General features: G+C 35.4%; 19 protein-coding genes. 11 read left to right on the plus strand and 8 right to left on the minus strand.

Annotated elements, in window-relative coordinates; all coding sequences use genetic code 11:
* Positions 1–33: 33 nt before the first annotated feature.
* Together sufC and sufD are read left to right on the plus strand one after the other, a co-directional pair.
* Positions 34–780, plus strand: a complete 747-nt coding sequence (gene sufC, locus ACUTSE_RS08395) for a Fe-S cluster assembly ATPase SufC (protein WP_002988689.1) — start codon at positions 34–36, stop codon at positions 778–780.
* A gap of 59 nt (positions 781–839) precedes the next feature.
* Positions 840–2159, plus strand: coding sequence for a Fe-S cluster assembly protein SufD (sufD, locus tag ACUTSE_RS08400; protein ID WP_445639883.1), 1320 nt, complete (start codon positions 840–842; stop codon positions 2157–2159).
* 251 nt (positions 2160–2410) lie between these two features.
* Here the strand turns inward: sufD and ACUTSE_RS08405 are convergent, their stop codons facing one another.
* The 6 genes from ACUTSE_RS08405 to ACUTSE_RS08430 all read right to left on the minus strand — a co-directional run bounded on the left by ACUTSE_RS08405 (position 2411) and on the right by ACUTSE_RS08430 (position 9269).
* A complete protein-coding gene (locus tag ACUTSE_RS08405) occupies positions 2411–4105 on the minus strand; it encodes a ribonucleoside-diphosphate reductase subunit alpha (protein WP_060875310.1) in 1695 nt (564 codons plus the stop codon).
* 29 nt (positions 4106–4134) lie between these two features.
* Positions 4135–5112, minus strand: a complete 978-nt coding sequence (locus tag ACUTSE_RS08410; protein WP_002988760.1) for a ribonucleotide-diphosphate reductase subunit beta — start codon at positions 5110–5112, stop codon at positions 4135–4137.
* Between the two features lie 416 nt (positions 5113–5528).
* On the minus strand, positions 5529–6569 hold the full coding sequence (locus tag ACUTSE_RS08415) for a hemin-degrading factor (RefSeq protein ID WP_445639884.1): 1041 nt from the start codon (positions 6567–6569) through the stop codon (positions 5529–5531).
* A 12-nt stretch (positions 6570–6581) separates the two neighbouring features.
* Positions 6582–7358 carry a heme ABC transporter ATP-binding protein gene (locus tag ACUTSE_RS08420; protein WP_002988764.1) on the minus strand — a complete coding sequence of 259 codons (777 nt, stop codon included), beginning with the start codon at positions 7356–7358 and terminating at the stop codon, positions 6582–6584.
* 2 nt (positions 7359–7360) lie between these two features.
* Positions 7361–8392, minus strand: a complete 1032-nt coding sequence (locus ACUTSE_RS08425) for a FecCD family ABC transporter permease (RefSeq protein WP_002988767.1) — start codon at positions 8390–8392, stop codon at positions 7361–7363.
* A gap of 10 nt (positions 8393–8402) precedes the next feature.
* Positions 8403–9269, minus strand: coding sequence for a heme/hemin ABC transporter substrate-binding protein (locus tag ACUTSE_RS08430; RefSeq protein WP_445639885.1), 867 nt, complete (start codon positions 9267–9269; stop codon positions 8403–8405).
* 278 nt (positions 9270–9547) lie between these two features.
* Between ACUTSE_RS08430 and ACUTSE_RS08435 the strand changes: the two genes are divergently transcribed.
* From ACUTSE_RS08435 to ACUTSE_RS08465, 7 genes are all read left to right on the plus strand, one after another.
* A complete protein-coding gene (locus ACUTSE_RS08435) occupies positions 9548–10345 on the plus strand; it encodes a M48 family metallopeptidase (protein WP_445639886.1) in 798 nt (265 codons plus the stop codon).
* 330 nt (positions 10346–10675) lie between these two features.
* Positions 10676–11890 carry an aminotransferase class V-fold PLP-dependent enzyme gene (locus ACUTSE_RS08440; RefSeq protein WP_115092115.1) on the plus strand — a complete coding sequence of 405 codons (1215 nt, stop codon included), beginning with the start codon at positions 10676–10678 and terminating at the stop codon, positions 11888–11890.
* Positions 11891–11913: 23 nt separating this feature from the next.
* On the plus strand, positions 11914–12330 hold the full coding sequence (locus ACUTSE_RS08445) for a SufE family protein (protein ID WP_002988777.1): 417 nt from the start codon (positions 11914–11916) through the stop codon (positions 12328–12330).
* Between the two features lie 26 nt (positions 12331–12356).
* The gene (locus ACUTSE_RS08450; protein ID WP_002988779.1) at positions 12357–12677 is read left to right on the plus strand and encodes an iron-sulfur cluster assembly protein; all 321 of its coding nucleotides are present in this window, start codon (positions 12357–12359) and stop codon (positions 12675–12677) included.
* Position 12678: 1 nt separating this feature from the next.
* The gene (locus ACUTSE_RS08455) at positions 12679–13194 is read left to right on the plus strand and encodes a DUF2480 family protein (RefSeq protein ID WP_002988783.1); all 516 of its coding nucleotides are present in this window, start codon (positions 12679–12681) and stop codon (positions 13192–13194) included.
* A gap of 56 nt (positions 13195–13250) precedes the next feature.
* The gene (locus ACUTSE_RS08460; protein ID WP_445639887.1) at positions 13251–14096 is read left to right on the plus strand and encodes a DUF3078 domain-containing protein; all 846 of its coding nucleotides are present in this window, start codon (positions 13251–13253) and stop codon (positions 14094–14096) included.
* 278 nt (positions 14097–14374) lie between these two features.
* On the plus strand, positions 14375–16063 hold the full coding sequence (locus ACUTSE_RS08465) for a T9SS type A sorting domain-containing protein (RefSeq protein WP_445639888.1): 1689 nt from the start codon (positions 14375–14377) through the stop codon (positions 16061–16063).
* Between the two features lie 38 nt (positions 16064–16101).
* Here ACUTSE_RS08465 and asnA read toward each other — a convergent pair whose 3' ends face one another.
* Together asnA and hflX are read right to left on the minus strand one after the other, a co-directional pair.
* Positions 16102–17103, minus strand: a complete 1002-nt coding sequence (gene asnA / locus ACUTSE_RS08470) for an aspartate--ammonia ligase (protein WP_445639889.1) — start codon at positions 17101–17103, stop codon at positions 16102–16104.
* 250 nt (positions 17104–17353) lie between these two features.
* Positions 17354–18589 (minus strand): GTPase HflX, encoded by a 1236-nt coding sequence (gene hflX, locus ACUTSE_RS08475; protein WP_445639890.1) that lies wholly within the window; start codon positions 18587–18589, stop codon positions 17354–17356.
* Positions 18590–18945: 356 nt separating this feature from the next.
* Between hflX and ACUTSE_RS08480 the strand changes: the two genes are divergently transcribed.
* Both ACUTSE_RS08480 and ACUTSE_RS08485 read left to right on the plus strand, forming a co-directional pair.
* Entirely contained in the window at positions 18946–24426 is a 5481-nt protein-coding gene (locus tag ACUTSE_RS08480) for a T9SS type B sorting domain-containing protein (RefSeq protein WP_445639891.1), read from the plus strand.
* Positions 24427–24485: 59 nt separating this feature from the next.
* The coding region (locus tag ACUTSE_RS08485) for a type IX secretion system membrane protein PorP/SprF (RefSeq protein ID WP_445639892.1) at positions 24486–24700 on the plus strand (215 nt) is incomplete at its 3' end.

Below are 24700 nucleotides of genomic sequence, written 5' to 3' on the forward strand. Positions count from 1 at the left end.
GTATCATTACAAATTTAAAATAACAAACAGTTTATGTTACAGATAAAAAACCTACACGCAAGTGTTGAAAATAAAGAAATATTAAAAGGAATTAATTTAGAAGTAAAAGCGGGTGAAGTTCACGCGATTATGGGACCTAATGGTGCTGGTAAAAGTACATTATCTTCTGTGATTGCTGGAAATGAGGCTTTTGAAGTAACGGAAGGTGAAATGTTATTGGATGGTGAAGAGTTAGGGGAATTAGCTCCTGAAGAAAGAGCACACAAAGGGGTGTTTTTATCTTTTCAATATCCGGTGGAAATTCCTGGAGTTTCCGTGACTAATTTCATTAAAACAGCAATTAATGAGGCAAGAAAAGCAAAAGGACAAGAAGAGATGCCTGCCAATGAAATGCTGAAACAAATCAAAGAAAAAGCTGAATTACTAGAAATCGATAGAAAATTCTTATCTCGTTCATTAAATGAAGGTTTCTCAGGTGGTGAGAAAAAGAGAAATGAGATTTTCCAAATGGCTATGTTAGAGCCAAAAATTGCAATCTTAGATGAAACGGATTCAGGATTAGATATCGATGCATTGCGTATCGTTGCTAATGGAGTAAATAAATTAAAAAGCGAGGATAATGCTGTAATCTTAATTACGCACTACCAACGTTTATTAGACTATATCGTTCCTGATTTTGTACACGTTTTACACGATGGTAAAATTGTAAAAACAGGAGGAAAAGAATTAGCCTTAGAATTAGAAGAAAAAGGATACGACTGGATCAAAGAATCGCTATAATCAAAGCGATTTAATAGAACAGGACACAGTCATTTTAATCTAATAGGTAAATAAGGAATATGGAACTTAAAGATAAATTAATAACGTCTTTTGTTGCTTTTGAACAACAATTGAGTGGAGAGCACGATACGCTACACAATATTCGTTTAGAAGGACTCAAGACATTTGAAGATAAGGGATTCCCTACAAAAAAAGAGGAAGCGTGGAAATACACGTCTTTAAATTCAATTTTAAAGCAAGATTTTTGTGTGGTTCCTAAGAAAGAAGTAGCGGTTGATTACAAAGATGTAAAACAATACTTTTTAAGTGATTCGGATACGTATAAATTGGTATTTATCAATGGAGTATTCAGCTCTCACTTATCGTCTACTACACATGATGGATTAGACGTATGTTTAATGTCTTCTGCTTTGAATAAACCAAAGTACAAGATGTTAATTGATACGTATTACAATACAATAACAGACAAGGAAGATAGCTTAAGTGCTTTGAATGCTGCTTATGCAGTAGAAGGAGCTTTTGTCAATATTCCAAAGAGTAAAGTGGTTTCTAAACCAATCGAGATTGTATACTTGTCAACAGCAGGAGAACAAGCCTTATTGGTTCAACCACGTAACTTGATTATCGTTGGTGAAAATGCACACGTTCAAATCTTAGAACGTCATCAAAGTTTAGATGAGTGCAGCATCTTCACAAACTCTGTAACGGAAATTTTTAGTCACAAACGCGCTATCGTTGATTTCTATAAGTTGCAAAACGATTTAGATACAGGTACGTTAATTGACAATACTTTTATCAAACAAAAACAAGAGAGTAGAGTATCTGTTCACACGTTTTCTTTTGGTGGAAAATTAACGCGTAATAACCTGAATTTCTATCAAGACGGAGAGCGTATTGATAGTACAATGAAAGGAATTACGTTAATCGGAGGAAAACAACACGTGGATCACTATACTTTAGTTTCTCACGATAGTCCAAACTGTGAAAGCCACCAAAACTACAAAGGATTGTATGATGACAATTCAGTAGGGGTATTCAACGGTAAGATTTACGTAGATAAAATCGCACAAAAAACTGATGGTTTCCAACAAAGTAACAACATCTTGTTGAGCGATAAAGCACAAGTGTATACGAAACCACAGTTGGAGATTTTTGCTGATGACGTACGTTGTTCACATGGATGTACAATTGGTCAATTAGATGAAGATGCCATGTTTTATATGCGTCAGCGCGGTATTCCTCAAAAAGAAGCAAAAGCGTTGTTGATGTATGCCTTTACAGATGAAGTAATGGAATCAGTAAAAATTCCAGAACTTAAAGGAAAGGTTGCTAAAGTGATTGCCTCAAAATTAGGGGTATCAATGGGATTTGATATTTAATATATTTTATTCGTTATAAATAAAAAGGGTACTTAACCAAGGTGTTAAGTGCCCTTTTTTATTTTTAGGCGTTTTAAGCGCTTATTTTTTTATTATTCGACATAAGTGCGGCTAAGTAGTGAAATGACTTAAAAATAGTCTGATACATCGTTTTTGAGGAGGTTTGCAAGTGAGTCTAATAATGTGAGTAGGACGAATAAGCAAAAAGCCTCAAAAAAATTCTTTTTGAGGCTTTTATATTTATTTTTTGATTAAGATTCACAACTGCTACAGTTCACCAAGTTTGTTACCATTTCTTTCGAAACACTTTGACTTCTTTGGTAGTATAGCGTTTTTACTCCTAATTCCCACGCTTCAATCATCAAGCGGTTTACATCTTTAATTGGCAGAGAAGAAGGAATGTTTAAATTCAAACTTTGTGCTTGATCCACATATTTTTGTCTGATGGCAGCTTGTTGAATAATTTCCAATTGACTGATTTCTTTAAATGTTTTGAAAACAGCTTTCTCTTCTTCTGTTAATCCTTCTAATTGTTGAACACTTCCTCCAGAAAGCATGATGTTTCTCCAAGTCTCTTCATTGTCCATCCCTTTAGACTCTAATAAAGTCGTTAGGTATTTATTTTTACGCATGAAGTTTCCTTTTGATAAACCTGCTTTGTAGTAATTACTACTGAAAGGTTCAATTCCAGGAGATGTTTGTCCTAAAATAGCAGAAGATGATGTTGTTGGCGCAATAGCCATTGTTGTTGTATTTCTTCTTCCGTATCCTTTTAAGATTTCAGGCTCTCCGTAAATACGAGCTAATTCTTGAGAAGCTTTATCTGCTTTTGCACTGATATCTTCAAAAATTTTGTTCGTCAACATTTTAGCTTCTAATCCTTCGAATGGAATCATGTTCTTTTGTAAGTATGAATGCCATCCTAAAACTCCTAAACCTAAAGCTCTGTGTCTTTTTGCAAAGCGGTTTGCTGAAGCTAAGTAGTAGTTTCCTTCTGTTTTTTCGATGAATTCTTGTAATACTGCATCCAAGAAGAAAATCGCTAATTTTACAGCTTCTGTATCTTTCCACTCATCGTATAACTCTAAGTTCATAGAAGATAAACAACAGATGAATGATTCATCATCAGAAGAAGGTAACATAATTTCTGAACAAAGATTACTTGCGTTGATACGCATATTTAAATCTTTGTATACTTGTGGTTTGTTGCTATTTACGTTGTCAGAGAAGAATAAGTAAGGCATTCCTTTTTGCTGTCTGCTTTCAAGTACTTTTGCCCATAATTGTCTTTTTTCTTTATCTCCATCAATCATTTCTTTCATCCAATAGTCAGGAATACTTACGCCATAGAATAAGTTTTGAATTGGATTTCCGATGTTTTTAATGTTTAAGAACTCATCACAATCTGGGTGATCAATATCCAAATAAGCCGCAAATGCACCACGTCTTACTCCCCCTTGTGAAATCGTATCCATAGCTGTGTCAAAAAGCTTCATAAAGCTTACCGCACCACTACTTTTACCATTATCTGTAACTGCGCTCCCTCTTTCGCGTAAGCCTCCGAAATAGCCTGAAGTACCTCCACCAATTTTGGTTTGCATAATAACTTCCCCTAATTTGTGCGTAATCCCTTCAATACTATCCGGAATATTTACGTTGAAACAAGAAATCGGTAAACCGCGTTCTGTTCCCATATTTGCCCAAATCGGTGAACTTAAACTCATCCATCCACGTTCAATCATCTCTTGAAAAGACTCTTTCAATTCTGGTTTAAACAAGCGCTTTGCAGCTGCCGTTGTAATACGGTCAATAGCTCCTTCAACCGTTTCTCCTTTCAACAAATAACCTCTGTTTAGGATCTGCTCACTCTCTGAGTTTTTCCACCACAGTTTTTCTTGTAGGTTATCGTTCTCTTTTACTTCTAGTGGTAATGCGAAATTGTTCATAGTAATTTTGTGCAATTATAAGGGGTTAATTAGAATAAATCTTCAGCGGTTATACTCTTGTCGTGTTTCGTATAATCTACTGGTCTTTTTGCAAAGAAATCGTCTAAACTGTTAGCGAAAACTTCTTCTTCAAACCACGCCATCGGTTTATATTGCTCTTGCGTGATATTGTACACTTTTTTCAATCCGATTTTCAACATACTTTCATCCACTCTAAATTTCATGAAGTTTAGTAAGTCATGTTTATTAACCGTTTCAATCGTACCTGTTTCAAAAATCCAATCTAGGATTTTAGCCTCAATATCAATTGATGTTTTTACAACATCATTCACATGGTTAATTAATTCTTCATCAAAGAAATCTGGGTATTCCTCACGGATAATATTGATGATATAGATTCCTGCATTTGCGTGAATTTGCTCGTCAACAGAAGTCCAAGCAATAATGTTACTTACGTTTTTCATTAATCCTTTGAATCTTGTGAAAGATAGGATAATGGCAAATTGACTAAATAACGATACATTTTCAATTAGTAACGAAAATAAAATTAACGATACTACATATTTCTTGCGATCCGTGCTATTATTTGAATTTTCTAAAACAGAAGATAAATATTCCACACGTTCTTTGATTACTGGAATCGTTAACAACGCCTCAAATTCGTCATTGTAACCCAATACATCCAATAAACGAGAATAAGCTTCTGAGTGTCTAAATTCACATTCTGCGAAAGTAGCACCTAAACCATTAAATTCTGGTTTTGGAAAGTGACCAAATAAATTTCCCCAAAACGTTTTTACTGCTACTTCTATTTGAGCAATAGCTAATAAACTATGTTTGATTGCCAATTGTTCCTCTTTTGTCAAGTGAGAATGGAAATCTTGTGTATCTGCTGTGAAATCTACTTCACTATGCACCCAAAATGATTTGTTGATAGCTTCTGTAAATTGGTAGATACCTGGGTATTCGAATGGTTTATAGTTAACTCTTTTATCAAAAATAGACATAGCAATATATTTTTAAATTAATAACAGACGTAGTTTTTGCAAAGGCAGTAAACACTGGACGCTTCAGTCAAAAATGTTACTTGGTTTTTGCATAACTCACTTGGTTTTATACTCTTACAACTAAGGGTTAAATCAAAAGTGAACAGTGCTAAGTTACTATTTAGATGCTATGATGTCAACTTTATTTTAGATTAAGTTATCAAATATTGTTAATAACTTTTATACCCCTGATTCTGCCTTGGCTTTGGCGTGATTCTACCCGTGTTTGGAAGTTTTGAGTAGATTTATATTCAAATTTTTTGATATAGAAATCAAGTTTTTTTAACGGTAGAAGAGGAAAAAATAACGGTAGAGGGCAAAAAAAAGTGCATCTATTCTTGGTGAATAAATGCACTTGAGTATACTTGTATTTTGGTTTAGTTTAATTGAGCAACAATAGATCTCCAAGTTTCCAATTCTGGAATTCCAGGTTTTCTTTTTCCAAAGAACTGAACGATGATTTCACCCATTTCATTGAATACCTCAACTGCAGTAACAATACCATCTTCTGTTGGTTTGCGTACCACCCAAGTTTGAGCTACTTTATCCATGTCCAAGTGCATGTTAAAGTCTGGATCTAAAACATTGTACCAGTTTTGGTGCCACATCGTTTTATTTACTTCTCCTGTGTGGATTTGGATGTTTCCTCTATTTCCTACAAACACCATAATTGGCGTTTTTTCTGCAGAAGCTTGCTCTAATAATGTGATAATCGCATCTTTAGAGATTTGTTTTGCATAGAATTCACTTGGCGCTAAACGCAACGCTTGAGTTCTTGTAACGTTGTATTTCTTAAGTAAGCTGAAGAAGTTGTGCGTATCTTTTAAGCTTTCCCATTCTTGTCTGAATGCTTCAACATCTACCTCTTCGTCTAAACGCTCATCTAAATTTTGGATGTAAGGCTCTGTTTTATCATTAAACTCCTGAACGTCCGCTTTGTATTTAGCAACTAAAGCATCAAAAGCATCCGCATTGCTGATTGAAGTTAAGTAAATTTTGTGGATAGCTTCTCCATCTTTACCAAAGAACTGTAAGCTTTTACGCACAATATTTCCTGTTTCTTCTACTACAGCGAATACATATTTCCAATGCGATAAGAAGATACGTAAATCGATATCTGGGTTTACGAATAAACCAGCATGAGGATTAGAAAAATCAGGATTACTGTAAATTCCTTTACGCTCGTGTACACATTCGTCATTGCGTGTTAAAGCCATAACTTTACCTAACGATTCGATTTCGCTTAAAATAGCTACTATTTCAGGACGAAGTAAAGTAGCTGTCTCTCCTAAAGTAGTCGCTAGTAATTCCATTTCGCTAGCATTTAATTCTGCAGCGGCATTTCGTATACGCAAACGTGGGTTTTCTTCTTTTAATTGTGCCCAACGTTCTTTTAAAGCTAATATTTCAGTATTCATTTTTAATGTTTTTTATACTCCAAAGATGATTAATGGAGCGTTATTAACTGGGTTTTTTGTTACAATACACGGAAATTTATAAACCTGAGAAATCGTCTCTTGGGTTAATACCTTTTCAGGAGTATCGTAAAGTACCTTTTCTCCTTTGTTGAGTAAAAGGATGCGATCAGCATATTGCGCAGCAATATTTAAATCGTGAATAACAACAATGGCTGTATTTCCTTGTCTCGTAAATTCTTTGATCAGATCAAGAATTTTATGTTGATGTAAAACATCTAAATTATTCAGCGGCTCATCCAAAAACAACAATTTATTTTCTATTGGATTGTTGAGTTGAGATAAGACACGTGCTAAATGTACGCGTTGCTTTTCTCCTCCTGACAAGTGATTGTATTCCCTGTGTTGAAGCGGACATACATCAATACACTCCATGCTGTGCTGGATTGCTTTTTTGTCCTCTTCAGAAGGGGTGTGTTCAAAATAGGGGTATCGCCCCATCATCACTACATCTTCAACTTGTAGGGGAATATCAGTGTTAAATGATTGAGAGAATTTAGCTTTGTGTTTAGGCAATGTCTTTTTGCACCATTTCGGATACTCACATTCTTTCAATAAGATGCGATTACCAGGTTGATGTAACTCATCAGCAAGTAAACTTAAAAAGGTTGATTTACCTGCACCATTAGGTCCCAATACAGCAATAAATTCCCCGTTCTGACAACTAAAATCGATGTTGTTGATCAGAAAGGTATCTTTTGCTTTAAAACTAACTTGAAGTGCTTCAATCATAATTACATTGATTTTTTGAATTTAATTAAAATAGCAATGAAAACAGGAGCTCCCATAATTGCAGTCAAGATTCCAATAGGAACTTCAGTTGGCGGAACTAATGTTCGACTTACTCCATCTGCCAGTAGCAGTAAAATACCTCCTGCTAGGAAAGAAAGAGGAAGAATAAAGTAATAGTTCGACTTGAAGATTAACCGCAAGATGTAGGGTACTACTAAGCCAACAAAACCGATTGTTCCTGTAAAAGCAACAATGGTACCTACCATTAGGGCTGAAAACAGAATAATTCTTTTCTTGATGCGCTCTACTGTTATACCCAGATGATTGGCGTCTTGTTCACCTAACATCATGGCATTTAATGCTTTGCCTAAGTTAAGTAAATAAAATAAAGAAACCCCAATAACAACTGCTAAAATCGCTATTTTCGTCCACGTTGCACCAGCTAAACTACCTAAAGTCCAGAAGGTTAAGTTTCTCAATTCTTCATCATTGGAAACAAAAGTCAACAACCCTGTTATAGAGCCTGAAAGTGCTGTAATAGCAACCCCAGATAATAATAAGATGCTGATGTTGGTTTTGCCATTTACTGTGGACATTTTATAGACAAAACTCATCGTGAGAATAGCTCCAATAAAGCTCATGATACTCAAAAGCGAATAGTGGAGAAATTCAGGGATAAACGGTTTGATAAAGGCGCCTAAAACGATGGTTATGGAAGCAAAAAGTACCGAACCAGAAGTAATTCCTATTAAATCTGGCGATGCCAAGGGATTTTTGAACATCCCTTGTAACGCAGTACCCGATAACGCTAAACCACCACCCGCTAAAACGGCCATAATAATACGAGGCAATCGCACATGTGTAATGACATATTGATCACTTGAATTTACTTTTTCGGGATGAAAAAGCAAATTAATTATGGTGTTTAGGCTACTATCCTCAAAGTTGTAAACTCCTAAAAAAATAGACACGGCTGCCATACCCACTAATACAATACTCAAGGTGCCTAGATAAAAAGAGAGTCTTTTTTGCATGTTATTTCCCTTATTCTGATAACAATTGATTTAATTGTGTAACTGCAGTTCCAACTCTAGGAGTGAATCCCGTTAATAACAAACCATCCATTGCGATTATTTTTTTGTTTTTTCCAGCGTTTGTGCGGTTTAAACTTTCAATTTTTAAAACACCATCAACACCACCCATGCTTTGTAATCCTGTGTCAAACATCAAGATATAGTCTGGGTTGCTGTTTAATAAAGCTTCTGGAGTAAGGGGTTTGAAATCGTCAAATCCTGTTACTGCATTTTGTCCTCCTGCTAATTCAATGATGTTTTGCATCGGCGTTTTATCCCCAGCAACAAATAAGTTACCAGCACCTCTTGCATAAATGAAAAGAACTTTTGGTTTAGTTTCAAAGGTTTTTAACTGCGCTTGATCTTGGTCAATCTTAGCCAATAACCCCTCATAGTCTTTCACGTTTAAAGAAGCTGCAATGTCTTTAATTAACGTTTTTGTTCCTTCAATTGAAAAATCTTGATCAATGATAACTAATTTGATGTTTGCATCTTCTAATTGCTTTTTCAAATTCTCATTTAAATCCTTCTTAGCAACGTAAACAAGGGTTGGTTTTAACGCCATTAAAGCTTCAATATTGATTTTATTTACGTGCTCTAATTGGGTAGCTGTAGTATTCATATCCGCTGGATAGGTACTTGTAACATCAACTCCTACGATATTATTTCGTTGACCTAAATCAACTAAAGTTTCTGTAATTGCTCCATTTAAGGAAACAATACGTTCGTTCGAAGTAGCTACTTCTGTGGTAGTTGTCTCAACAGCTTTCTCTTCTTTGCTGTTTTTACACGCAACAACTGATAATGCGAGTAGGACTAAAAGGGCAGTTCTTTTCATACAGGATTCTTATTTTAATTAAATCTGAATAGAGGCAAAAATAGGACTTTTTCAAATCAAACAAAATATATTAAGATTAATTTTAAATAATAGATAGTGTGAGGGATACAAGGCAATTATGTTAAAAAAAAGGAAACGCAAATAGAAGGAAATAGTTGCGCTTTCCTAGAAACTAAAAAAGAAGAAGATGGGCTTCCTCGCGTTTTGTCAATATCATAATAATGAGAGCGAAAAAGATGTTTTTTTTGCAGTATCTTTGGGGTATAAAAAAAATAACGATGAAAAAGGTTTTATTTACTCTAGCTGTGGCATTTTTAGGAATGGCATCAGCACAAGCTCAATTAGGGAAATTGAGTGGAAAAAAAATTGATGCACTGACAACAGCGGTTTCTGCTTTTACAGTGTCTGATGAAGAAATTCAGCAATCTGCTAGAGAAGCAGTGAAATGGATGGATGAAAACAATCAGGTTTGTGAGTTAAATTCGAAACAAAAAGACATGCGTGAGTACGCGGAGCGTTTGGATCGTATCTTTAAACCATATAAAAATTACGATGGTTTAGATTTAAACTACAAAGTGTACTACGTAACCGATATCAATGCGTTTGCATGTGCAGATGGTAGTGTTCGCGTGTTTTCTTCTTTAATGGATATTATGACAGATGATGAATTATTAGCGATTATCGGTCATGAGATTGGACATGTGAAGTTAGGGCATACGAAAAAAGCGTATGAGCAAATTTTACTCGCAGAAGCAGCAACTAAATATGTAGGTTCTACAAAAGGAACAGCTGCAGATATCATGAATTCTAATTTAGGAGGAATGGCAGAACAATTTATGGGTGCTAGTTTCTCTAGAAAACAAGAATCGGATTCCGATGATTATTCGTACAAATTCTTAGTAGCACATAAAAAAGATCCACAAGCATTAGCAGATGGATTCCAAAAATTTGCTGATATGGAGAAAGAATACGGAACAGATAAATCGATTGTATCTAAAATGTCTTCTAGCCATCCAGATAGTGAAAAACGTGTAAAACGCGTAGAAGAAAAAATTAAAAAAGACGCAAAAAAATAGTCTTTGACGAAATAAAAAAGCAAAGGGGCTGTCTCTCATAAAAAAAGAGTAAGCCCCTTTTTTTATTTTTTGCATTTTGCTTGAAAAGGATTCCTTAGGATGGAGATGTGAAAATAGTATTAAAATGTAAATTCCTTATTTCTACTATTTAAAGTATTTCGCCGTAGAGTTTTTATTAATCTCGATTTAGAAGTAAAGGGTATAGGGTGTTTTGGCAAATAATACGCCTAATTTTTAAAAAATAAGTCATTGTATTGCGAATAGATTGTTTTCTGCAAACCGATGGGATTCACTATCTTTGTCTATATTTTTGATTAAAAAAGACAGGTTATGTTAGATATAAAAGCAGTTAGAGATGATTTTCCGATCCTGAAACAACAGGTAAACGGGAAGCCTTTAGTATATTTTGATAATGCTGCTACAGCTCAAAAACCGAAAGTGGTAGAAGAAGCGATCAAAACGTATTACGAAACTATTAATGCAAATATCCACCGTGGAGTACATACGTTAAGTCAATTGGCTACAGATGCGTATGAAGAATCGAGAAAAAAAGTACAACATCATATCCATGCAAAAGAAGATCATGAGATCATCTTTACACCAGGAACAACCTTCGGAATTAATTTAGTTGCTAATGGTTTTGGTGCATTATTAAAAGCAGGAGATGAAATATTGATTTCGGCTTTAGAACACCATTCTAATATTGTGCCTTGGCAATTTGCATGTGAACGCTCTGGTGCGACATTAAAAGTAATCCCAATGAACCAAAAAGGGGAGTTGATTATGGAGGCCTATGATGCGTTATTATCGCCAAATACCAAAGTGGTTGCTGTCTCTCATATCTCAAATGCTTTAGGAACGATTAATCCCATCAAGGAGATGATTGCGAAAGCACATGCTGTGGGAGCTGCTGTTTTAATTGATGGAGCACAAGCAACACCGCATATTAAACCGGATGTACAGGATTTAGATTGTGATTTCTACGTGTTCTCGGGCCATAAAATATGTGGACCAACAGGAACAGGAGTACTATACGGAAAAGAAGCTTGGTTGAATAAATTACCTCCATACCAAGGAGGAGGGGAGATGATTAAAACCGTGACGTTTGAAAAAACAACCTATGCGTGTTTGCCTCATAAATTTGAAGCTGGAACTCCAAATATTGCTGGAGGAATTGTTTTAGGATATGCATTGGATTATTTAAATCAATTGGGATTTGATAACATACAAGCCTATGAGCATGAACTTTTAACGTATGGAACACAGCGTTTGTTAGAAATTGAAGGATTGCATATTGTAGGAACAGCCGAAAATAAAACATCGGTGATTTCATTTAATATTGAAGGATTACATCCGTATGATGTGGGGGTAATTGTGGATAAGCTTGGAGTTGCAGTTCGTACTGGGCATCACTGTACACAGCCTATCATGGATTTCTTCGGTATTCCAGGAACGATTAGAGCATCATTTAGTTTTTACAATACAAAAGAAGAAATTGACATTTTAGTGGAAGCAGTGCGCAAAGCCCAACAAATGCTTTCCTAATCCAACATAGAAATTAGTAGAATATGACTATAAGAGAAGCACAAGAAGAAATAATGGACGAATTCTCCATGTTTGAGGATTGGATGCAACGCTATGAGTACATCATCGAATTGGGAAAATCACTTCCTATAATTGATGCCAAGTATCAAGTAGAGGAAAATTTAATCAAAGGTTGCCAATCTCAAGTGTGGTTACACGCCGAAAACAGAAACGGAAATGTTGTGTTTACTGCGAATAGCGATGCTATTTTAACCAAGGGAATTATCGCCATTTTAATTCGTGTTTTTTCCAATCAAAAACCAGTGGATATCGTAGAAGCAGATTTGTCTTTTATCGACGAAATTGGTTTGAAAGAACATTTATCGCCAACACGTGCCAACGGATTAGTTTCGATGATTAAGCAAATCCGCATGTATGCTTTGGCTTTTCAAGCCCAATAATTTTAATTCAAAGAAAGAGTTTTAGTATGGAAGAAATAGACGTACAACAATTAGGAGAAAATATCGTAAGAATATTAAAAACAATTTACGATCCAGAAATTCCAGTAGATATTTACGAATTAGGGTTGATTTATGACGTATTTGTCAATGAAACCCATGACGTTAAAATCTTGATGACTTTAACATCACCGAACTGTCCAGTAGCAGAAACGCTACCAATGGAAGTAGAGGAGAAGGTTAAGTCTATAGATAATGTGAACAATGTTGAGATTGAGTTGACTTTTGAGCCAGCTTGGTCTAAAGACTTGATGAGTGAAGAAGCACAATTAGAGTTGGGATTATTATAATATGGAAGGAGAAATTGTAAATAAAGTTGCCAATAGTGCATTGAAAGTCTTTGATTTGGAGGATATGTATCCAACTAACCCAAGGATGGAAGTGGATATTGCTCAGTGGTTATATGAAGGCTTTGTTTTACGAGAGAAAGACTTCAGAGCGGCTCTAAAAGAGATTGATTGGTCAATCTATCAAGATGCTTACGTTGGTTTATATTGCTCAACAGATGCCATATTACCAGGTTGGGCGTATATGCTTTTAACGAGTTATTTACAACCAGTTGCAAAACGCGTTTTCTTGGGAGATAAACACCATTTAGAAAATTCGATTTACCAAGAGTTGTTATTTGCGATAGATTACAGCCAATATCAGGACCTGCCTGTGATTATCAAGGGTTGCTCAAAGAAAGAGATTCCAGAGGAAGCATACGTTCTAGCAACACAATTGATGATGAATACAGCGCGATCAGTCATGTTTGGTGAAGCTTGTTCAGCTGTACCCGTTTACAAACGTTTAGCAAAAAAGTAATTTTTTTTTGTCTTTTCCGCAGTTTATTGTTATTTTCGTGTTAAAATAACAGTATTATGAAAAAATTTTTGCTTAGCATTGCTGCTGTGTTTATGTTGTATTCCGCACAAGCTCAGGAAGCTGAAGGTACTGAAGTGCAAAAAAATTGGACTTCAAAAGGGAATTTTGCTCTTATTGCAAATCAGTCTAGTTTTTCAAATTGGCAAGCAGGTGGGGACAATAACCTTGCTGGAAATGTAAACTTGAATTACGATTTGAATTACAAGAAAGACGATTGGACTTGGGACAACAAGTTTCAAGTTAGTTATGGTCTAACGAAGTTAAAAGGGGAAAAAGAAAAGAAAACGGATGACCGTTTAGAAATTACCTCTTTACTTGGTAAGCAAATGACAAACAAGTGGTATTATTCATTATTCATGAACTTTAAAACACAGATGGATTCTGGTTGGGATAAAGACGGGAATAAGAATACACACTTTATGTCACCAGCTTATTTACAAATAGGACCTGGTTTATTGTGGAAACACGATGACAACCTAAAAGTAAATATTGCGCCAGCAACTTCTCGTTTTATCATGGTTCACAAGCATTTTACTGAATTTGGTGATGCTTTTGGGGTGGAACAAGGTAAAACAATGGAGTACCAACTGGGTATGGCAGTTAATGGATACTACAAATTTAACCCAATGGAAAATGTTTCTATTGAGAACATCTTAAACCTGTATTCTAACTATTTAGAAAAACCAGAAAATGTTGTATTAGATTATCAATTGAATGTTGTTTTGAAAGTGAACAAGTATTTATCTACAAACTTGACTTTCCAAGCAATTTACGATGATAAAGCATACCAAGGTTTCCAGTTAAGAGAAATGATTGGTTTAGGAGTAAACTATACGTTTTAATTGTAGAATGTACAAGAATAATAAAAAAGGGACTGTCTTTTCGAGACAGTCCCTTTTTTATTATTCAAAAAAATTATTGGACATATAAGGTGAATTGTAAGCTTTTATACCACATGTATCAAATAGTGGGGACAAATCTTCATTTGCTTCCAGGAATATTTGTTTTTATTAATTTTATGATAAATAAAATAAAATTTCAAGTGTATTGAAATAAATGTGTTTGTTTTTGTTGTTTTTTGTATAAATTGACGTTTGTTTTTAACTGAAAATAACCAATTATGAAGAAAAATTTATTACTTTTATTTTTGTTGCTCTGCTCTGGTGGAAGTTACGCGCAGATGATTAATGATTTTGAGCAAGGCCCAGCTTCTATTTCGTTGAACGCTGCAGTATACCGAAATCAGAATAGCAGTGTGTTTAATGTCGTTCAATGTAATATCGGTGTTACTTTTGGCAGTATTTTTACTCCACCTAGCCTCTTGAATAATACCGCTGCAAAAGCATCCATTATGACTGCAATTAATGAGCCTATTTTAAACAGTTATGGTATTGCTTATCCTTGTGTAGGTCCAAATGGCGGTAAGTTTTCCCTTCGTTTAAACAATCAAGGCGGAGGACAAGACATCACCTCTTACACCCAAACTTTCAGACCTACATCTAAATACCTCAGTTTTGATTATTTGGCTGTTTTAAATTCGCCTCATATTACACAGGATGATGTACAACCCTTTTTTACGGTCCGTTTATTAGACGTAAATAATAATATTATATCTTCCGTTCCTTTTTGTGCCAAAGCCTCATTAAATGATTTGATTTTGACGAAAGTGAACAATCAACTTTTTTATACGGAAGATTTTTATTGCCAAACGATTGTAATTCCAGAAGAATATGTGAACAGAGAAGATATCAAAGTTCAGTTTGTGATTGCAGATTGTGGATTAGGTGGCGATGTAGGAGTGGTGTATTTAGATAACATCCGAATGGGAGATCCTTGTAAAGAATCTCAATTTGGATTTATTGACTTGAATCCAAATGATAATATTTGCAACCCAGAAAAAGTAGAGATTACAGGAACTTACAATGCCCCACGTGGTACTACCTACACGAGCTCAAACGTAAAGATACTAGATAATAATGGTAATCCCGTTCTTATTAATCCTTCAAACATCGGTTTAAATCATTTTAGCGGAGGAACATTCAGTTATTCGATAACATTTCCTACTCCACTCCCTATAGGTGGATATGAGGTAAAAGTAGAGGCTACCTTTACTAATACCATTGGGTATACCTACCTGTTAGAAGCTGAATCTACAAATGCAGGCGTAGATATTAGTTTTACTCATCCAGGTCGACTAAATTTAGATATTCAGCATGATGAATATACTGGAATTGGAGGTCCTAATGGTTATTTAAAATGGGATGATGTTGGAGGTCCTTATACTATTGAATTTGTTTATGATGGGTACTGTTCTAAAAACACGTATATTAAAGGATTAGTTACTGGACAGATTTATAGTATTCAAGTTAATGAACCTTATATGACAGGCAGAACTTTATTTATAATGACAGAAACCCTTGGTGCTAAGCTTATACGATTGAGAGTAAAAGCACCTTGTACGGAGTGGAGTACTTGGTGTTGCATCTACACTTATAGTTGGGAAGAGGGTCAATATAAACCTTATGATCCTAATGACCCATTTAATCATTGTCTAGATAAAATCGACGTAAATCGTCTTGATCCATCTCAAAACTTCGTAGTGTATCCAAACCCAGTAAGTGGTACTATTTCCATACGAAATACGACGGCTACACAATTTACGGTTTATGATTTAGGCCAACGAGTGGTGAAACAAGTAGAAGTAAAAGCGAAGCAAGACGAAATTAAAATGGACCTGTCTGATTTGAAAAAAGGCATGTATATTTTAAAAACCAATCAAGGAGAAGAAGTGAAAATTGTGAAAGACTAATAAAAAAGGGTTGTCTTCAATAGACAACCCTTTTGCTATTACAATAAGTAAATCTGTTGTTGCGCTGCTTGGGCTCGAACTGCTGTAGGCCATAAACTAACTTGGACTTCGCCAATGTGTTTCTTGCGCAATAAAAACATACAAAGTCGCGATTGACCAATTCCACCACCAATGCTCAAAGGAACTTGATCCTGTATGACCAATTGGTGATACAACAAGTTCATTCTACTACTGGTTTGAGTGAGTGCTAATTGGTGTAGCAAAGTGGCCTGATCCACGCGTATTCCCATCGAGCTCAATTCAACAGCTTGCTCTAAAACGGGATGCCAAACGAGCAAATCACCATTCAATCCTCGGTATCCATCTTCTGTAGCCGTACTCCAATCATCGTAATCAGAAGCTCGACTATCGTGAGCAACCCCATCGGATAATGGATGGCCTACACCCACAATGAAAACAGCTTTGTGTTCTTTGACGATGGCTTGTTCTCTTTCTTTTGGACTTAATGTCGGGTAGAGTTGCAAGAGTTGTTCTGCCTGGATAAAGGAAATCGCTTCGGGAAGTATAGGCTCAATCTGAAGCTCTTGCCAGACCGTAGCTTCAGTTTCCCTTAGCGCTTGGTAAATATGGCGTACAATGGCTTTTAAATAGCTTAAACAACGGTTGTGTGGTGCTATTCTCAATTCCCAATCCCATTGATCTACATAAATAGAGTGAATAGGACTGTAATCTTCATCGGCACGGATGGCACGCATATCCGTTAGAATCCCCTCATAAAGCGGTAATTCAAGCTCTTGCAAGCGAATTCTTTTCCATTTGGCTAAAGAGTGTACAATTACAGCATTAGTAGATAAAAATTTTACAGGAAAAGAAACTGCTTTTTCAACACCATTTAAGTCATCATTTATTCCTGTCCCCTCATTGACAAGCATAGGAGATGAAATGGGATACAAATTTAGTGCTTCGCTTAGTTTTGCAGCAAAGGTTTGTTTAATTAAGGCAATGGATTTCTCGGTCTGTAAAATTTCTTTTTTACGCATAATGGTACCTGTTAAATGTTATAAATAAAAAAAGGCCCCTCGAATGAGGAGCCTTTAAACGTTGAATAAATAATATAAATATTAGCCTATTCTCAATCCATAGAAATTCCCCTTCGAAGTGCAGATGCAATTCAAATTTGAAGAGAAATTAGTATTAGTTAAGATTGATATAAGCATAACGAATTGGCGTTTGATTAAACGGAAGAATAAAAGTACTACATTTTATCTTTGCTGTACTCTAAAATAAAAGTTAAATTTTATCTTCTTCATTTTCAATTAAATGATCGAAATCAGGATACAAGAAATTGTTGTAAGGGAATCGAGTGATGTGAATTTGACGAACGGTCTCATATACTTTTTTTCTAAATTCCTCAAAGTTTTCCTTGTTGGTCGCTGAGATGAAAATGGCATTATCTACACCTACTTTGTTCATCCATGTTTTCTTCCATTCCTCAATTGAATAGTGACGAGAGGTGCGTTCTGTCATTAAATCATCTTCTGCAATCACTTCTGGATGGTAGGCATCAATTTTATTAAATACCATGATGGTTGGTTTATCATCACTTTTGATGTCTTTTAGAATATCATTGACTGAGGCAATGTGATCTTCGAAATCATGGTGAGAGATATCTACTACATGCAGGAGTAAATCCGCTTCTCTAACCTCATCTAACGTACTTTTAAACGACTCAACTAATTGCGTTGGAAGTTTGCGAATAAATCCAACAGTATCAGAAAGAAGGAAAGGCAAATTGCCAATAACAATTTTTCGAACGGTGGTATCTAAAGTCGCAAATAGTTTATTCTCAACGAAAACTTCACTTTTTCCAATGGCATTCATTAACGTCGATTTACCCACGTTGGTGTACCCAACAAGTGCCACGCGAACCATAGCTCCACGATTACTACGTTGAGAAGCCATTTGCTTGTCAATTACTTTTAATTTTTCACGCAACAAGGTAATTCTATCGCGAACAATACGTCTATCTGTCTCAATTTCTGTCTCTCCAGGACCACGCATTCCAATACCTCCACGCTGTCTTTCCAAGTGGGTCCACATTCCTGATAAACGAGGAAGTAAATATTGAAATTGAGCGAGTTCTACTTGTGTTCTCGCATAGGAAGTCTGTGCGCGTTGAGCGAAAATGTCTAAAATTAAGTTGGTTCGGTCTAAGACCTTACAGTCGAGTATTCTAGTAATGTTTTTTTGTTGACCAGGTGAAAGTTCATCATCAAATATTACCGTGTGAATATCGTGTTCGACAATATACGATTTGATCTCCTCCATTTTCCCCGTTCCCAAGAAAGTCTTCGCATTGGGCTGATCTAATTTTTGACTAAAACGCTTGTGTACTTCTCCACCTGCTGTAATAGTTAAAAACTCTAACTCATCCAAGTACTCATTCAACTTCGCTTCATCTTGATCTCTATTGATAATACCTACAATAACAGATCTTTCAAAATTTATTTCGTCTCTTTCAATCATATAACTATTGTCTATGTAGACAAAATTAGTAAAAAAATATGGGTTGATGGTTTTTGTCCGGTAAGAGTTTGTGATTTGAATGCGTGAAAGCTTTTAGAAATACAACGGCAACAAGGATTTTGTAGTTAAACAAAACGACTGGAAAAATTAAGAAATGTTAATAAAACAGAGACTTTCGCTTGAATATTTCGTTTTTGAATATGATGAAAATTATTTTATATTTATAATGAATTGCTATATTCTATTTTTTTTATTTAAAATAAGGTGATAATATGATTTATATTAATTTACGTTTTGTTAATATTAATATAAAAAAAATTATATATTTGACAGTAACTAACCTAAAACGAATACACATGAAAAGAATTACAGTGCTTTTCTTTTTCTTGCTGAGTGTTTATTTCAGCTACGGACAAGAAATAACGATTGGCACAGGTAGCATTGCTCAAGAGTATCCTTTGTCAAATTATTACGGTTATCAACGTTCAGCAGCATTATATACTGCAGCTGAAATTAATCAAACCGGTTTTATTAATAAATTAGCTTGGGATATTGGAAAGCTGGGTGATAGTAGACCTGTGAAAATATATTTAAAAGTAGTAGATACAGCCGCTTTAACTGCTGCTGATTGGGCAACGTTGACAACGGGAGCTACTTTAGTATACAATGGGAATTTTACTCCTAAAGGTTCTACGGGCTATCGTACAATTAATTTGGATCGCAGTTTTAACTACCAAGATAGAACTAAAAATGTCTTGGTGTTAGTAGAAACGAATACAGGAGGTGCTGGAATAGATGAAACAGAAGGATTACTAATCAAGGCATCCGAAAGTACAAATAAACACTTGACACTTAGAGTAGATAATACCAGTGCATCAGGTAATTTGTCTTTTGTTTCAAGTAGACCAAATATTAAAATGATGTTTGGTCCTGAAATAACATGTTATGGTATTCATGCTTCAATTACCAGAGTAGAATCAAATAGCGTTAGTTTTTCTATTATACCACAAACAACAACGACATCTTTCACTTATGAAGTACGAACATCTGGTAATCCAGGTTCAGGTGCAACAGGCTTAGCAAAATCGGAAACGATTACCACTAGAGCAACGGATCCTTTTATTGTAAATGTAACGGGATTAAATGGATTTACAGATTATGTGTTATATATTCGTGCTAATTGTGCAAATAATCAACATTCTTTATATGATGAAGGCATTTCTTTTTCCACAGCTTTTAATGAAGATTTTGAAGGAAATACGAATTTTACTTTTGTTAATGATACAAATAATAAGTGGTATGTTGGTAATGCTGTAAATAATGGTGGAACAAAAGCACTTTATATAAGTGAAGATGGAGGGCAAAACAATACATACAATAATGTTGGTGTTCAAGTTTCACATGCATTTATGAATGTTGCTATCCCTGAAGGTGCAGAAGATTTAGAAGTTAGCTTTGATTGGCGTTGTATTGGGCAACCTGGATTAAAAGATTACTTAAGAGTATGGTTAGTTCCGGCAACTTATACACCAACGGTTCGATCACAAATTACAGCTAACGCAAATAGAAAACAAATTGGAAGAAGTCAGTATTATGACAATGCCGTTTTCTTGAATGAGAGAACCTATGTTCATGTTGCTCCATTTGCAGGGCAAACGATGCGTATTGTTTTTGAATGGAAACAGGATTCTAGCGACGGGGAGAATCCTCCTGCTGCGATTGATAATTTAAAAATTAAGTCTTACTTCTGTAAAAAAGTTGAAAGTAGTACGATTCGAATATCTGATATTACTTCAACAAAAGGAAAAGTTACTTGGGCTGCTTCAGGTGCGGAACTTTATGAAGTAGCTTTAACAGAACAGCCTAGCATTTTTCTAGAAAGATTACCTTCACCTCTTACGGATAATTTAGGAAGATTAAATCCCATATCTACAAGTAGTACAACCTATAGTTTTACTAATTTAAATCCTGGAACACAGTATTTAGTATGGGTACGCGCAAAATGTGGACAAAACAATTGGAGTGCTTGGGAAGGGCCAAAAATATTGGCTACTGATATGAAAGTTACTAATTTACCGTATAGTGAAGATTTTGAAGGGACCACTAATTTTGAATTTAAGAAAAATGATTCAAAAAATAAATGGTTTATCGGATCAGCAGCGAATAACGGTGGTACGAAAGCGTTGTATATTAGTGAAAATTACGGGGGAACAAATACATATGATGTAACAGGAACTCAGGTTTCTCACGTATATAAGGATTTTAATGTTCCAGAAGGAACAAAAGAAATGAATGTTCGATTTGATTGGCGCTGTCTCGGACAAATAATCTCATCTGATTACTTTAGAGTATGGGCGGTACCTCAAAACTTCGTTCCTACAGAAGGAATTCAAATTGATGCACCTGATCCTCTGACAAATAGAATTTTAGTAGGAAAAGCGTATTATAATGGACAAGAAAAATTTATACCAAATGTGTCTGTTTTTAATGCTACTGCATTTGCAGGAGGTGTTGTACGCTTAGTATTTGAATGGCGTCAGGATAGTAGTCTAGGAAACCAACCAGCAGCGGCAATTGATAATTTAGCAGTTGAAGCAAAAGTGTGTGTTGCTCCAGCAAACTTTAGAGTTGTAGAAACATTTGGAACATCAGTTATGCTTACTTGGGATAGAATACCAAGACAAAATAAATTCGAGATTTATTATAGTGAGACGTATGCATATCCTAGTGATGAAATAGAAGAGGGGCAGAGTATTATTACTACTCAAAGACCTTATAAGTTGGAGGAATTAGATCCAATGAAAGACTATTATATTTGGATTAGAACAATTTGTTCAGATGATAGTAAAAGTACTTGGATTCCTTTAAAAGTTAATACAGGTCAATTACCTGCTACGTTTCCTTATAGTGAGAATTTTGAGGGCAAGGATGAATGGGAAAATAATGCTCCTAAGGAAGAGGGCAAAGATACTCCTAAGAAAGGTGTAAATAGATGGATTGTCGGTTCGGCTGTAAACAATGGCGGGGCCAAATCATTGTATATTACTCAAGATGAGGGGGTGACTAATTCATATAATGTTACTGGGTCGTTGGTTACACATGCTTATCGTGATATTAGAATTCCAAGAGGAACGGGCGAAACAGATATTAGTTTTGATTGGCGTTGTATGGGAGATGGTACAAATATTAAACGTGATTATTTTAAAGTTTGGTTAGTTCCTAGAACCTATGTTCCTATACTTGGAATGCCAATTACTACAGAAGTAAATCGCATGCAAGTAGGAGGTTCTTTTAATCAGGAAGGAAACTTTATTACGTTTACTGCTGTAGATATTGATATCAGTAGATTTCAAGAAACCACAATGCGATTAGTCTTTGAATGGATACAAGATAGTAGTGGTGGAACTCAACCTCCAGCTGCAATTGATAACATAAAAATGGTAAAGGGCTCTTGTCCGGGGGTTAGAAATCTTCAATCAGAACCTATCGCAGGGGCAACTCCTCAAAGTTCATTGTTAACTTGGGATGTTTATGGACTTGAAACACAATGGGAGGTATTTATAATTGGTTTAGATGATACAACAGTGCCAGGTGTTGGAACACAAGGTATTATTGTAAATGAACCTAAGTATACTTATATAGATCCAGATCCAACGAATACAGAAGACCGTTTTTATAAATTTTTTGTACGTCCATTATGTGATGTAACGAACAAAAGGCAATGGTCTAAACCAGGTGTTATCTCCTTTATTCCACCTCCAGGGTGTGCGAAAGTAGAGGCAGAGATTGAATTTTCAGAAATTGAAGGCTTGGAAAAAAATGAAGATGGTGATTATGTAATTTGTGAGAAAGGAACGTTTAACTTTGAATTAGGTGCGTCGTATTATAATATTTTACAGACAAGTAAATACAAAGTAGAGTCAATTGATTATCGTCCACCTTTCCCATTCAAAGGAGGAGATGCAATTGAGCTTACAGTAGATGATAGATGGTCGGATGTTATTGATCTTGGTTTTGATTTCTGTTTTTATGGGAATAGCTACGATAAAATATTAATTAATACAAATGGAACGATTAGTTTCAGTATTAAAGACGTTGTGCCAGGTGGTCGTTATACACCAAATGGAGGAGCAGCTACTGGAGGAGCAGCATATAATGCAGTGTCCCCTATTCCGAGTGATCCAGGAAGATCGAATCTGTCACATGGGCCTAACGTGAATGCTATTATGGGAGTATTTCAAGATACAGATCCTGATATTGTGTTTGGTCGATCTCCTCTAAGCCGTTCAATCAATTATCAGATTATTGGTAAAGCCCCTTGTAGAACATTGGTCTTTAATGTATATCAATTAGGAATGTTCAGCTGTGGATATGATCGAAACGATATAGAAGGAAGTACCCAGACTTCTCAGATTGTAATGTACGAAGGAACCAATATCATTGAGGTTTATGTAAAAAATAGGAATGCGGATTGTAATAGTTGGAATGGAAATGCTATTATTGGAATCCAAAATGCTGATGGTACGCAAGGAATAGCGCCTCCAGGGCGTAATACAGGTCGTTGGGCAGCTCAAAGAGAGGCTTGGCGTTTTACTCCAGATGGTTTATCAACGGCAGAATTCTCATGGGAAAAAGATGGAGAGTTCTTCTCTTCAGAACGAAAAGTTAGCATTGATGTAGATAAAACAGTAAAATATACTGCTAAGGCTAGGTATGAAATTTGTGGGGAAGAAACTGTTTTAAGCAAGGATTTTGTATTTCTAAAAGAGGACTTCGTAGTAGGTAAGGTGAAAGACTTGATTGATTGTGCAAGAAAACCAGGAGAGGACAATATTTTTGATTTGACAGATGCTTACCCAGGTATTTTAGGTGATCTTAATATAGAACGATATGATATAAAGTTCTACGAAACTGAGGAAGAGCGGGATGCTGAGATAAACCCAATGAATCATAAGATTAAATACAATGGTTCAAAGAAAACTATTTATGTTAGAATGACGAATAAAATCACAGAATGTGTGGAGTTCGGTTCATTTAATATTGGGGTGGCAAAACCTTTCGAGGTGACAACTTCAGAAGATAAAACGGTTTGTGGGTCTTATCTTTTCCCAGAATTAGCGGAAGGAGAAGCGTATTATACGAAACCATATGGAGAGGGAACCAAGTATGAAGGAGGTGCTACCTTTGATAAGATAGGTACTCATGATATCTTTATTTATAAAGAGAGCGATAAAACGGTTTATAAGAATGTTATTAAGAATACAAAAACTGAAGCTAATGACCCTAAAGAAGTTGAAATAGAAGAAGAAACGTATAGATGTTTTGGTCAATCACAATTTGTATTAGAGATTGTGGCACATCCTGTTGCAGATCAAATAGCAGATATGGTATTGAAATGTGAGGTTTACCCATTACCTGCCTTATCTGAGCATAACAAATATTATACGTTGCCAAATGGAGAAGGTGAAGAATTACCAGCAGGAACAATCATCTATGAACCAAAAACCATTTATATTTTAGCTACATATGAAGGTAAAAAAGGAGCTGTTTGTGTGGATCAAAGTAGTTTTACTGTCGATTTTGAAGAATGTGCAATTCCGAAGGGAATTTCACCAAATGGCGATGGAATAAATGATTCCTTTGATTTGAGTGAACACGGAGTTTCAAAAATCCAGATCTTTAACCGAAATGGAATGGAAGTGTATTCCCAAGGGTTATATCATAGTGAATGGAAAGGACAAGATAAATCGGGTAATAAATTACCATCAGGAACCTATTTTTATATCATTGTTGCCAACGGTGAGATGAAATCAGGTTGGGTACAACTTAATTATTAATATAAATAACAACTGTGTGTGGAAAACACACAGTTGTTCCAAAAAAAATTAAACCGTATATGAAGAAAATATATTTAACATTAGGAGTACTGAGTTTGCTTAGTTGCCTTGAAGTGAAAGCCCAACAGAACCCACAATACACGCAGTATATGTATAACATGAGTGTTGTGAACCCGGCTTATGCAGGATCAAAGGATGCTGTATCTATGGGAGCTTTGTACCGTAAACAATGGGCTGGTTTTGATGGAGCACCCGAAACAGGAACTTTTTTCAT

Source organism: Myroides sp. TSA_177.3, from assembly GCF_052691955.1.